This window comes from Nostoc favosum CHAB5714 (assembly GCF_020829495.1).
Lineage (GTDB): Bacteria > Cyanobacteriota > Cyanobacteriia > Cyanobacteriales > Nostocaceae > Nostoc > Nostoc favosum.
The window spans coordinates 1-12,874 of record NZ_JAIVFQ010000140.1; the positions used below are offsets into that span (position 1 = coordinate 1).

Annotated in this window: 13 protein-coding genes and 2 pseudogenes; 7 read left to right on the forward strand and 8 right to left on the reverse strand. The window is 39.2% G+C overall.

What is annotated here, in order from left to right; genetic code table 11:
- A partial coding sequence (locus LC586_RS36855) for a cation:proton antiporter (RefSeq protein ID WP_229490557.1) occupies positions 1 to 841 on the reverse strand: 841 nt, incomplete at its 3' end.
- Positions 842 to 972: 131 nt separating this feature from the next.
- On the opposite strand from LC586_RS36855, the gene LC586_RS36860 reads away from it, so the two are divergent.
- On the forward strand, positions 973 to 1,971 hold the full coding sequence (locus tag LC586_RS36860) for a DUF389 domain-containing protein (RefSeq protein ID WP_229490559.1): 999 nt from the start codon (positions 973 to 975) through the stop codon (positions 1,969 to 1,971).
- A 625-nt stretch (positions 1,972 to 2,596) separates the two neighbouring features.
- Here the strand turns inward: LC586_RS36860 and LC586_RS36865 are convergent.
- The 4 genes and pseudogenes from LC586_RS36865 to rpaB all read right to left on the reverse strand — a co-directional run bounded on the left by LC586_RS36865 (position 2,597) and on the right by rpaB (position 5,174).
- Positions 2,597 to 3,292: a potassium channel family protein gene (locus LC586_RS36865; protein WP_229490561.1), complete on the reverse strand. Its 696-nt coding sequence runs from the start codon at positions 3,290 to 3,292 to the stop codon at positions 2,597 to 2,599.
- 219 nt (positions 3,293 to 3,511) lie between these two features.
- Entirely contained in the window at positions 3,512 to 3,652 is a 141-nt protein-coding gene (locus LC586_RS43135) for an IS4/Tn5 family transposase DNA-binding protein (RefSeq protein ID WP_438822963.1), read from the reverse strand.
- 209 nt (positions 3,653 to 3,861) lie between these two features.
- Positions 3,862 to 4,094, reverse strand: a pseudogene (locus LC586_RS36870) (Rieske 2Fe-2S domain-containing protein); the annotation flags it as partial.
- 339 nt (positions 4,095 to 4,433) lie between these two features.
- Entirely contained in the window at positions 4,434 to 5,174 is a 741-nt protein-coding gene (rpaB, locus tag LC586_RS36875; protein WP_229490563.1) for a response regulator transcription factor RpaB, read from the reverse strand.
- Positions 5,175 to 5,481: 307 nt separating this feature from the next.
- On the opposite strand from rpaB, the gene LC586_RS36880 reads away from it, so the two are divergent.
- From LC586_RS36880 to LC586_RS36905, 6 genes are all read left to right on the forward strand, one after another.
- The gene (locus LC586_RS36880; protein ID WP_229490565.1) at positions 5,482 to 5,769 is read left to right on the forward strand and encodes a hypothetical protein; all 288 of its coding nucleotides are present in this window, start codon (positions 5,482 to 5,484) and stop codon (positions 5,767 to 5,769) included.
- Positions 5,770 to 6,458: 689 nt separating this feature from the next.
- Complete coding sequence (locus LC586_RS36885; protein WP_229490567.1) at positions 6,459 to 6,764, forward strand: hypothetical protein; 306 nt, start codon at positions 6,459 to 6,461, stop codon at positions 6,762 to 6,764.
- Between the two features lie 330 nt (positions 6,765 to 7,094).
- Positions 7,095 to 7,952, forward strand: a complete 858-nt coding sequence (locus tag LC586_RS36890) for a class I SAM-dependent methyltransferase (protein WP_229490569.1) — start codon at positions 7,095 to 7,097, stop codon at positions 7,950 to 7,952.
- Between the two features lie 75 nt (positions 7,953 to 8,027).
- The gene (locus tag LC586_RS36895) at positions 8,028 to 10,553 is read left to right on the forward strand and encodes a two-partner secretion domain-containing protein (protein WP_229490570.1); all 2,526 of its coding nucleotides are present in this window, start codon (positions 8,028 to 8,030) and stop codon (positions 10,551 to 10,553) included.
- Positions 10,550 to 10,831, forward strand: coding sequence for a hypothetical protein (locus LC586_RS36900; protein ID WP_229490571.1), 282 nt, complete (start codon positions 10,550 to 10,552; stop codon positions 10,829 to 10,831). Before LC586_RS36895 ends, LC586_RS36900 begins: the two co-directional genes overlap by 4 nt.
- 103 nt (positions 10,832 to 10,934) lie before the next feature.
- Positions 10,935 to 11,213 (forward strand): CHAT domain-containing protein, encoded by a 279-nt coding sequence (locus LC586_RS36905; RefSeq protein ID WP_229490576.1) that lies wholly within the window; start codon positions 10,935 to 10,937, stop codon positions 11,211 to 11,213.
- On the opposite strand, the gene LC586_RS36910 is transcribed toward LC586_RS36905, so the two are convergent.
- The 3 genes and pseudogenes from LC586_RS36910 to LC586_RS42270 form a co-directional block, all read right to left on the reverse strand.
- Positions 11,186 to 12,178, reverse strand: coding sequence for a tetratricopeptide repeat protein (locus LC586_RS36910; RefSeq protein ID WP_229490572.1), 993 nt, complete (start codon positions 12,176 to 12,178; stop codon positions 11,186 to 11,188). The genes LC586_RS36905 and LC586_RS36910 overlap by 28 nt on opposite strands.
- A gap of 91 nt (positions 12,179 to 12,269) precedes the next feature.
- A complete protein-coding gene (locus LC586_RS36915; RefSeq protein WP_229490574.1) occupies positions 12,270 to 12,635 on the reverse strand; it encodes a hypothetical protein in 366 nt (121 codons plus the stop codon).
- Positions 12,636 to 12,650: 15 nt separating this feature from the next.
- Positions 12,651 to 12,776, reverse strand: a pseudogene (locus tag LC586_RS42270) (hypothetical protein); the annotation flags it as partial.
- Between the last annotated feature and the right edge of the window lie 98 nt (positions 12,777 to 12,874).

Here is a 12,874-nt window from a genome sequence, read left to right on the forward strand (position 1 = left end):
ATTCGGAAACAATAATCCGGGTGCGGGGATTCATGCCGATACGAGAGCCAAAGTTGCCTAAAATCAAACCTGTAGTGACAACTCCAATTACTCCAGAACCGCCCAAGTCTTCAATAATCAGGTAAGTCCCATAAGCGGAAACTAAAGTTAAAGATTGTTCCACCAAGGGCAAATCGAAGCGCTGGGTAAGGTAGGAAATACCAAATCCGATAAAAGCTCCCACCCCTACACCGATGCCAATAACTGTAAATAACTGTACTAAGATTGGCTGGAATTCCAATTCTACAGTTCCCAAAGATAAGGCCACCAAAAAACCAAAGGCAACTACAGCCATGCCATCATTGAACAAGCTTTCGCCTTCCATTAAGGTGACAAGACGACTATCTACACCCAGTTCACGAAACAAAGCAGTTACAGAAACAGGGTCAGTTGCAGATAGACTGGCTGCAATGAGTAAAGCTGTAGTTAGGGAAATACCAACAACTTGATTGAGAGCGATCGCTACCCCTGCGATCGCAATTAACACCCCAAACACCGCATACAGGCAAATTGGCACTAAATCCTGCTTCAAGTCTGACCATTTCAAATTCCACGCGGCTTCAAATAGCAGTGGTGGTAAAAAAATGAACAAAATTAATTCCGGGGAAAGGGTTACTAAACGGACATCGACACAGGCCAAACCTAACCCGACAATCACCAGTAGCAAGGTGTAAGGTATATTGCGAAACCAGCTAAATATCTGCGGTAGTGTTGCCACACCTAGAGACACCGAAAGCACCAACAGAAACTGCTTAAGATTGTTTGTAATAACTTCCTCGGCGATCGCTGATTCAAGTACCATAGGGAAATTCCTGGTATAATTTTGCTTTTATCCTCATCTGACTATTATCAGATGACACTAGTTCAATGTAAGACTTTAAATTAGCAAAGAATGAAGATTTGACGGTTAACCAAGTATTTAGGAGGAAGGTCTTGGGTAATAACATTCGAGACCGCTTTAAAAATTTCCGTCGCCGGGGTTCGCAGGCGGAGCAACTCCAACAGGTACAAACAGACTTGCTGGCAGAATCAACCCTAGACTCAGCTTACATAATTTTGATTACTAGCTCCTGTGCAATCGCTACTTTAGGTTTATTGTCTAACAGTGCGGCCGTGATTATTGGCGCGATGATTATTGCACCCCTGATGTTGCCGATTCGGGGGTTAGCTTTTGGTGCTTTGCAGGCAGATATTACTTTGTTACGCAAGGGTATAATTGCTGTAGCATTGGGCACGTTGTTAGCGGTAGTGATCGCTTTTACTCTGGGTTTGCTGGTAGGATTGCCCAGCTATGGTAGTGAAGTGTTAGCTCGCTCAAAACCAACGCTGTTAGATTTGGGAATTGCTGTAGCAGCTGGTGGTATTAGTGGCTACGCGAAAATTGAAACGAAAATCTCTACTAGTTTAGCGGGAACTGCGATCGCTGTTGCCCTTATGCCTCCCATTTGTGTGATTGGCTTAGGCTTGGCGCAAGGAAATTGGTCACTCAGTTTAGGAGCAACTCTGCTTTATCTTACCAACTTGCTAGGTATTGCGCTCTCCTGTATGGTGACATTTGTGGTAGCGGGTTACACTTCAATGGCGCGGGCCCGTCAACCCCTAATTTGGACTATGGCTTTGACAGCTATCCTGCTAATTCCCTTGGGAGTCAGCTTTGCTCGACTTGTACGACAAGCGCAACTAGAAACTAGCTTACGACGGGCATTATTGAATCGAACTGTCACCTTTGGGCGATTGCAGTTGCTTAACAGTAATACCAATTGGTTGACAAATCCCCCAGAAGTCCGTTTGAGTGTTCGGGCAAGGGAACCTGTTACACCTCGTCAAGTAGAGTTATTAGAAGAATTTATCAAACAAGAGATGGGGCAACCATTCACTCTAATTTTTGAAGTTGGCCAAGTAGAAGAAATTCGACGTTCCAAGCCTAGATGAATAACGCAGGCATACCGTTACAAGTCATCACCACCGAGCCTTTTCGTTGACGGGCTTCCTTCACTAATAGAGGAAGAAGTTGGTGTTTTTAAACTCCTATACCCCTAGTTAACAGTCTTTCCTATTCTTCAACTGTCTTTGGGTTTTTCTTAACTTCAATCCATTATTTATAGGCTAACTTCTCCAATTTTTATCTTCCTGGCTCACCCTGAATTCTATTTCTCCTGTGCCTAAATTGACACACAGGGTTAAGTATAAAGAAGGTGTGGTTCTTGGTTTGGAGAATGCACTGCGTGCTTTTATTAGTTTGCTACGAGGTGAGAACTTTGGCAATGCCACGAATCAAGTATTGATTTTTAATCAGTTTGGAGAGGTCTATCTGCTTTAATCCTTGGCGTATGTTAGTCTTTGCTTGCGTGTGATAGCAATTCCTAAACCAACAGTAGTCAATAAATCCGGCGTTGTTGGGTGAATCAAAAAAAGGACACACAACTTATGACTTGATTGATAAGTTGTTGCTTATTTGACATTAAATTAAGATTTAATAGGTAGGATGAGCACCTAATAATTTTCGGTATTTAATAACTTTTTACCATCATCCCGTTCCTCTAAATAAATCTTCGTATTAAATTGGCATACGACTGATATCTTTATTGCAACCTATAACTACCATTGCTGAACCGCGTTCTAAACGATAAGTGGGGTTGGGATTAATTTGAAATTCGCTATCTTTGCTTACGGCTAACAAATTCAAACCATAACGGTTACGTAACTGAATTTCTGTAATCGTTTTACCATGAAATTCATCTGGTACAACTAATTCTACAATACTGTTATCTGGGTCGAGATCAAATCTATCCAGAATAAATGGCTGAGTAAGGGTAAGTGCTAACGCACGACCTACTTCATACTCAGGAAAAACTACATGATCTGCACCTACTCGGTTCAATAGTTTATAATGAACCTCGCTAGAAGCTTTAGCAACTACATGAGGTACTCCAGCTTCTTTCATATTTAAAGTAGTGATAATGCTTTCTTGAACATAGTTGCCAATTGCCACAATTACTGTATCAAATCCAAAGATACCAGCTTCCTTCAATGCTGCTGGTTCAGTTGAGTCTAGTTGTAAAGCATGACTAACTATTTCTTTTGTCAACGCGGCAGATACTTGTTTTGCATCTATATCTGTTGCTAATACTTGATAGCCCAATTTACGTAGTGTCGCACAAACGGAACGGCCGAAACGCCCTAATCCAATTACAGCAAATTGCTGATTATCTTTACTTACACTGCGTAAAAAACTTAATGTTGCTAATTTCATAGCTCTTATTCTTATCCTTATCATTAATCCTTATATAGCATTTCCGGCTGTCATGAGGTGCAGTAGCAGCAATTAGCAAACCAGTTTCTTAACTGACTTTTTCCGTTAAATCTCGAAAAGCCTGCTGGCAAAGGATTTAAAAAACAGCACAGCATATACAGTATAATAATTAAAATTCTAACTTTTCCCGTTAAGTCTCTTTTGCAATGCCAGCCTTCTCTACGAGACGCTACGCGAACACAAGGGTCGTGGCAAAAATTCGTATGCTCTCTTGAGTACGGTTCCACTATTGAAGATTTCTGACGGTGCAATGCCAAATCCAAGACTTAGAGCATAACCTAAAGACAGAAGCACGCTCATTTTAATTGGCGGTAAGTGTAGCCATGCCGTCAGGCTTATCGCCCTCACAGGTTGCAAATTTTTCTCCCACCAGTGTAGTATTGCTTGTTACCTGTAATACACTATTTTAATCACTGTATCATATAAGCTGTGCTTGATCCAGAATCCTTTGTAAGTAAGCTGTTTAAGACTTAACGGGAAAAGTCAGGTGCCTGAATCGGAGGCAGGAACCAACCGTGATAGTTACACATTAAATCACCCGTATTCTCATCAATGCGCCCCTCACTTAGGGGAGCAAGGCGGTGGGGACATTGATCTAAAAACACCCGGAAATCTGGGGATGATTTAGGTTTCCAGATAACTAAACGCAGTCCCAAAAGTGTCACAAATGTTGGTTAGGATCTAAGTCTTCAACTGGCGAAACTGGATACCAATGCTGAAAAAAGTTGAATTGGGGTTCCATTTTATTATGGGAGCGTTACAGCACTTCCGGCTGTTATGAGGTACAGTAACAGCAATTAGTAAACCAGTTTCTTAAATGTTGAGGATTTATTAAATCAAGCGCAACTGAAATTATTTCCATCAAGTTTTTGTTGTTTTACAAGCTTTTGGACTAAACTCTTTGAGACGGAAAAGATGTTAGCTACTTTCCTGATTGAGATGTTTTTCTGAAGATGTGCTGCAACTATTTTTTCTCGAAGATCGACAGAGTATAACTTCATTTAAAAGTATTTATATTTTAATTTACTGTATCTGATAACAGACGGAAGTGCTGTAAATTAAGCTTACTCATATTTTTCTGCTATTCCTGTTCTGAATCAATAATTCGTGGGAAAAAATAACCACTACCTCTTGCTGTGATAATGAATTCTGGGTTGTTGGGGTCGGATTCTACCTTTGTCCGCAATCGTGAAATATGCACATCTACCACACGGGTGTCTATATTCATCTCTGGTACAAAGCCCCACAATTGCTGTAATATTTTAGCCCTTGAAAAAATCTTTCCCGAATGATTCACTAACAATTCTAATAAGCTAAACTCCACACCTGTCAACCGAATGCGTTGCTCATTTTTATGAACTTGCCGTTTATTGATATCGATTTTGAGATTGCCCACATGGATTACAAGAGAGTTAGGAATAGTATTAATACTAGTTTTGTGGGAGCGCCGTTTTAGTACGCAGGCAATTCGAGCTTCCAGTTCTTTGGGTGAGAAAGGTTTCGTCATGTAGTCATCAGCACCTAGCTCCAGCCCAGTGATTCGGTCTGCTACATCTCCTAAAGCTGTGAGCATGATAATTGGTACGTCTGACTCTTTCCGCAATTCTTGGCACACACCGTAGCCATCCAGCTTTGGCATCATTACATCTAAAACTATCAAATCAGGGGTCAACAGGCGAAAAGCTGACAAAGCTTCTTCACCATCACTAGCTGTCACTACCCTGTAGCCAATCATTTCTAGACGCGTCTGTAAAATTCGGCGGATGCTGGCTTCGTCATCTACTACTAAGATTGTGCCTTTATCACCTGATAAGTTTCTCAACGCTGTTCCTCCACAGCGAGAACTCTCAACCATCCATTATCTGCTTATTAGGAGTCAAAAACGCAAAACAATCTTGACCTACAGTCATGATAAAGAAGTGATCGCTTTAAGGCATTTGTGCTCCTATTATGCTAGGGTATCTGCCCGAAAAAGAGATTTATATCCAATTAATAAATTCTTCAGCAAGGGACTCGTCTTTTCTACAGATTTAGTGTATCTTGTATACTCCGTGCAATTATTAATACTTTATTTCTGGCAACTTTACTTGAGTCCAAATTTTAAGCCAATGCCTTTGAGGGAACAGCTAATGAATACTTCTAATGAGATACATACAAAAAAAATCATCAAAAAATCCGACAAGCTTACTCTGAAACAGATGAAGTTGATCGAAGAAGCAGAAGACCAACTTCAAGAAGCTAATACTGTGAATTCTTCAGCCCCTGTGGTTTATGATAAACCAGTAGCGATTCCAGAGCCTAGAGTTCCTGACTATATTCCGTTCCTTGATAATCCTCCAGTACAATCGGTGGGCAACTCTGGCTGGCAGGTTTCTGATGTCTGGCGGGATATTCGGGTAGATGATTTTTGTAATTAAAGCAGACAATTTGTATTTCCAGACGGTTCAGCATCAAGGCGGTTGTAGTTATCCACGATCCAAATGTCAGAGATTGAGGAACAGGCACGAAGCAAGGGAGAAAATTTTCCCGAATGCATTCTTGTGCTGCCTGTCCCTCTGTCTCTTCGTTAAAACACGCCCTATGGCAACCGTTTGAGCAACTTTTGTAAACTATCTTTACACTCAGTCAAAGCTATAGTTGAATTGTGTCTATAATAAGTTACGGCTAACTATTAACGTGAAGTTAGCACCATGTAAGTGTGTATTGCTGGATTACGCATCAAAGGCAATACCAAAGACAAGCAAAATTTATCGGCAGCGCAATAGTTTCTATTCCGTTGCCAACATGCACACCCGCTTACGCATGTTGGTGAAAGTGTTGTATCTGGGGGGAAATGGTATTAATCGTATATGATATCGGATAAAAGATAAGGATTTCTTTTCTAAATTAAATGAAAGCCGCTGTTAGTAGAACTCTTGCGGTATAATTTTAAACTTTATTTTTTGCACAACTAAGAGTTAGCTAGATTTTAGGAACCATTGGTTCCCAAGATATCTGACTCCTGACTCAATTTCAGCTTATTCTAGAAATTACCCTCTTTAAATCAGTGAACAGTTATCACAGTTTCTGACTGATAATGCGGATACTTGATAACTGATAACGGCTAATGCTTGATTATTTGACGGCGGATATTACATTCTGGATGACTTTGTTTGGAGTACAAGAGTCGTTGTTAGAATTACGCCTGGGTTATCTCGGTCGCTACTGGTTTCTTGCCATCAGTGCTACCTTACTCCTGAGCTTTTTGCTCTCTGCCCCGATTACGATCGCACTAATCATTAAATTTGGAGTAGATCCTTTCACTTGGACAGGTAATGTTATTCTTTGTGCGATCGCTGCGGTAATATTTGGTGTGATTCTCAGCCTGTCCCAAGGTTACAAGGGAACTAAAAATTTCAACTATACAATATAGCTATAATTTTATAGTAGCTAATTATACCGTTATATTAGTTTTTATCAAGCAGATAATTATTACCACAATAGTAGTTTTTTCTTCCAAGAGTATTGACATGTTATTGATTGCTGTATACTATCAATATCTTGGAAATTCAAACTATTTTCAATAACACTGTAATATCAGCACTAATTTTTTTGAGCGATTTTCCATCTTTTGCTTAAATAAGGTCATATCTGTTCTGTCCTTATTTAACTAGAGCCACGTAAAATAGAAGGAAATATTACAACTATTGAAGAAGAAAGTCAAATTCAGATTACGTACTTATTCACGTAAAGGAGAAAAATTTTGAGCGACGGCAATAATAATTCAGTTAGTGTAGCTTACTTTGATAGCTTGCCACAAAAATTTTCTGAAGGAGATGCTGATGCGCTTTTAGCTTTTGGTCGCCATTTACATTGGGGTTATTGGTCTGACCCAACTCAAGCTAATGGTTCGGTTGCAGATTTTGCTGTAGCGGCAGAGAACTTATCTTGTCTCGTTACCGATGTTGCAGAAGTACAGGATGGTTTAAGCATTCTTGATGTAGGCTGTGGATTTGGAGGAACCATTGCTACTCTCAATGAACGTTTTTGTAATATGCATTTAATCGGAATAAATATTAATAAAGAACAGCTATCTATAGCTGAAACAACAGTACAGGCTCTAGCGGATAATCACATAGAATTTATTTACGCTGATGCTTGCCAGCTACCATTCCCTGATGGTTATTTTGATGTAGTTTTTGCAGTAGAGTCTATTTTTGCTTTCTCTAGCCGCGAAAATTTCTTTAAGGAAGCAAGGCGAGTTTTACGTCCAGGAGGAAGATTAACGATTTGTGATTTTATTCCTATTCAGGCTTTTTACCGAACCTGGAAATTAATAGAAAAAGCTATTAAAACTCTTATTATTCGTACTTACGGCTCTCGGTCTGTTAATTTTTGTCCTGTTTTCGAGTACAAAAATTTAGCTGAAGCTACAGGTTTTGAGCTAGTAAAAACAGAGAATATTACTCGTAATACTTTACCAACTTACCCAGTAGTTAACTCATTAATGCGGCGAGAAGGGGATGAGGAAACTTACCGGGCAACTAGAGGGTTGGAGAGGCTTAGTCGCCGTGGATTACTACAATACATGATTTTATCTTTCCAAGTCTCTCCTCCTTAGTTGGAAGCTGAAAATTAAGATTATATAACTAACATGAAAATATTCAGTTTTTCCAAAGTTATCCAAGTAAGCATAATGATTTGCTTGTTGAATTCTGGAGTAGTAAAAGCACAAATCATTCCGGATTCAACGCTACCTGTCAATTCCAGCATTACTATTGATAGTGATATTAGCATTATTAAGGGAGGAACTAGAGCAGGTAGCAATCTGTTACATAGTTTTGACCAGTTTTCTATCCCCACTGGGAAAACAGTTTACTTCAACAATGCAGGAGACATTCAAAACATCATTAGCCGAGTAACAGGTAAGTCTATTTCTAACATTGACGGATTACTTCGAGCTAACGGCGCAGCTAACCTCTTTTTGCTTAATCCCAATGGCATTATTTTTGGTTCCAATGCCAGCTTGAACATCGGTGGTTCTTTTTTAGCAAGTACAGCGAGTAGCTTGAAGTTTGCCAATGGAACGGAATTTAGTACGACTGAGACTCAAACTACTCCTCTTTTAACTGTAAGCGCACCCATAGGTTTGAACTTAAAAAGCAATAGTGGTGAGATTCGTGTACAAGGTTCAGGACATACTTTGGGTATTTCTTCTTTGTTTTCACCTATTTCAGGAGCAGGTGCTAGCAACAATGGTCTGCGGGTTTTGCCGCAGAAAACCTTAGCCTTGATAGGAGGTAAGATTGCTTTAGAAGGAGGTAATTTGACAGCACCAGGAGGACGGGTAGAACTTGGTAGCGTTGATAATGGAATAGTTACCTTAAATCCGATAACCTCCGGTTGGGTATTCGGATATGAAGGGTTACAAAACTTTCAAAATATCGAATTGTCTAAACAAGCACTAGTAGATACTAGCGGCTTTGGAAATAGTGCTATTCAACTAGTAGGAAAACAAATTTCTTTTACTGAAGGATCGGTTGCGTTGATTCAAAATCAAGGCGCTCAAGCTGGAAGCGGCATAAATATACAGGCTTCAAATTTACTTCAATTAAATGGAACCTCCCCAGATGGAACAATCCCTAGTGGAATTGAAGTAGAAACTTTAGGAGGAAGCGCAGGTGATGTTGTGGTTTCAACTAAATATTTAAGCTTTGAAGATGGAGGAGCTATAAATAGCAAGACATTTACAGAAGCAAATGCTAGCAATATACTTTTGAATGCTTCTGAATCTATAGAAGTCAAAGGTTTTTCCATTATTAAACCTACTGCTAGCATCGCTAGTGGAGTTGGTTCATATACTTTTAGCACTGGCACAAGTGGGAAGATCGTAATTAATACAAGTCAATTCACTGCTTTAGATGGAGGAACTATAACATCTGGAACTTTTAGCACTGGCACGGGGGGGGATTTAATTATTAGCGCCGATCGCAGTGTTGAATTGAGTGGGTTTAATCCCATTTTTTCTTCACCAGCCCAAGCATCTGTAGTGGCTTATGGATCTGGAAATTCCGGTGATTTGAAAATTACCTCGCCTCAAGTTAGGTTATACAACACAGGCATTATTGCTTCTTACACTTTTTCCAGCGGTAATTCTGGCAAGGTTACAATTGAAGCTTCTAATTTTGTAAATGTGACAACACCTACAAAATTAGAAGCTTTATCTTATAATTCTATGTCTGGAATAGGATCTTATGCGGTATCACCTCCCCCATCAATACAACAAGTATTAGGGCTATCTTCAGAGGTCAGTGGAGCGGCAGGGAGTATAGAAATAAAAACCGGGCAATTTTCTTTATCTAACGGTTCAGTTACTGTAAGTAATTTAGGCACTGGTTCGGCAGGCAATATAGATATTGATGCAAATATAGTTTCTCTGAAAAATAATTCTTCCATTAGTGCTGCAACCGCATTAGCAGATGGAGGAAATATTTTCATACGTGCAAACTATGTGCAATTGCTTGATAGCATTATCAGTGCTAGTGCCAGTAATTCGCAGGCGGCTTATCATCTTTTAGGTATTGAATTTCCCTACAGCCTTGCCCCAACTGGCACTGGCAACGGTGGCAATGTCAACATCAATACAACGTTCCTAACTGGCTCAGGAAATAGCAGCATAAAAGCTAATGCATTCGAGGGACGTGGCGGTAATATTCGGATAAATGCTCGTGGGTTATTTCTTTCTGCCGATAGCTTTTTTAGCGCCACGTCTCAGTTAGGAGTTGATGGCACAGTTGATAACAACGGTTTTTATTATCATCCTAGTGATCTTAAAGCAGTGCCAGTAATAGTTACAGAAACTCCTAATATAGTATCGGGTTGTGCTGCACAATCAGGCACAGGAAGTGATATGTTAATTGTAGCTAGTAACAGTCCACCGCCTAAATTTGACGAACATCTAGATAGTCAACCTATCTGGCAGAAAAATTCTATTTCATCTAAGTCTGATGAACTTTCATCTAAGTTACAGCTATCAACAATTAAAGAAACTACGGAAATTGTTGAAGCTCAAAGTTGGGTAATAGATTCCAGAGGAAACGTCGAATTAGTTGCGATAGCGCCTAATCAAGCCACGCCTGATAGCTTTTTTTCTACCATTCCGTGTACATCGGTCGATTCTGTAGCAGAATTTTCCCATCCTAGCAACATAGTAAAGCGATGATTAAATGGAGATATTGCCTAAAATCTGCTCTTTTAGGCATCCTAACTTTATCAATAGTTTTAACTCAATCGTCTCTATTGCTGGCTCAGTCAACGGAAAAAGAAACACATATACAACAGGCTGAACTTTTAACCCAAGTGGGTAGAAAACAATTAAATCAAGGTCAAGCAGCAGAGGCTCTTGACAGTTGGCAACAAGCCACGAAAATTTATCATCAGATCAAAGATACCGAAGGTGTTAGTGGGAGCCTGATTAATCAAAATTTGTTCTATTCGTAGAAGAACAGGATTTTTAACTTGGAATGAGTTAGTCAATATTAGCCGATTTGGTACTTTGTTAAAAAGGCAAGCTCAAATCCATCAAGATGCAATTGAGTTATTAGTGCTAAGTGCGTGCCAAACTGCCAAGGGTAATAAAATGTCAGCGCTCGGGATTGCTGGTGTAGCAGCACAAGCAGGTGCAAGAAGTATAATAGCCACTTTGTGGTTAGTGGATTCTAAATCTAGTGTTTTTTTCATCAATGAATTTTACAAAAACCTCAAGCATGGTATTCCTAAAGCAGAGGCTCTAAGGCTTGCACAAATCAGTTTGATGGCAATTCCTGAGTACAATAACCCTTACCATTGGGCCCCTTACCTGTTGGTAGGGAGCTGGTTATAATAATTTATTACTTTTAACCCTTCTTGTACATTCTTTAACTCAGTTGGGTTGTTATTAGTTTTCAATAACTCAGATGCTTTTAAATATTGACGCTGCGCTTTATCTAATACACCAGCTTGAAAATAGCGATCACCTAGCACTCTATAGATAGTTGGATTCCTTGTACCTGATGCAATTACATTATTTAGTTTTTCAAATGTTTCATCGAAAAGGTTTCTTGAAATAAAGACAGTATCCATGTCAAGAGCAGCTTCATCCGGGGAAAGTTTTAATTGATTAATTTGCTTTACTGTGTCTAAAAGTCGTTTCACCTCATCCTCTGGTAGCAAATAAACTACTGACTGATCTGCACCCAGAAGATTGTCATTTTTATAAGCGAAGATAGAAATTTTACATGTTTGTCCAGATAGCAAAGCTTTTTCTTCCAAAGGATAAGCCAATCTAGTTTGATTTACAACTTTTTCCCAAGCAAACTCAGGACAATCAAACCTTACTGTATAAGAAGTAGCACCCGCAACCGCAAGCCAAGCGACTTCAGTTCGCGGTTTTAGTGTCGGGATATGATAAGGATAAATAATTGTCGGCTCATCGTTTCCTACTTCCCCTCCCTTCCGTGTCCTTTGACAGAAGTTTCTGCTATCTATGCGGCAAACAGAATCAGATGAATAAGGTTTTGCACATTCATTAGAAGAAACAAATCCACTGGATAAGTCTAAAACTATTCCTGTGCTAAAACATAAAAATTTAATACTACCACCATCTAAAACTTCTAATTTCTCGCCATCACAAATCAAGCTTCCTACTTCAAAACGCTTATCACCTGGAGACATTACTCTTCCACTTGGCTTGCAGCGAACCTGATTCCTTTTATTTCTTACTAACGGCACATTTGCCAGTATTGGTATATCTTTTATAAGTAGAAAGCTCAAACAAAGCCCCACTAAAATTTTTGTACTCTTTTTCACAAGTCTAAAAACAAATAGTACGTTTATATATGCTTAGTTTCTCATAAAATTAGAAGAAAATCTGTATCAATATAAATTTATTTAGAAAATACTACTTTTTAAGTATGCGATCTAATAATTTTTGCCTCCAGTTAAAAACCTCTGGCAAAGTAGATTGAGCTAACATACAGCCTTCTATATAGATTCTAGCTGTGTCAGTGTCTCCCAAAGCTTCTTCGACTTGAGACAGCAAGCAGAAAGCATCCGTTCTTCCATCTAATCGAATTGATTTTTCTAAATGTTTTTTAGCTTCAATTAACTTATTTTGCTTAAATCTTGCCCAGCCTAAATCCTTATATAAAGCTGCTTCGATTTCCGGATCTTTAGTTTTTTGTAACCCTTGCAAAGCTAAAATAATTGCCGCATCATGTTCATTATTATTGTTTTTCAATCTTGACAAAGCAGTAATAGCAAGCACTGCATAATCACTCTTTTGAATAGCTAATTGATATTCTTTCTCCGCTAAATCGTATTTTTGCTGATCTTCATAAAAATTTCCTAACCCGTAATGCGATTCCCAACTGTTAGGTCTAGCCCTGTCAAGGTGACTTTTTTGCAGTCGCTAAAAGTTTGGCAGTGGAAACATGTGGATGCTGAGGGTCATACTTTGGAGGATCTTTCTTCTTCTTTGGAGCACGGGTATGTTTGAGAAAAGAC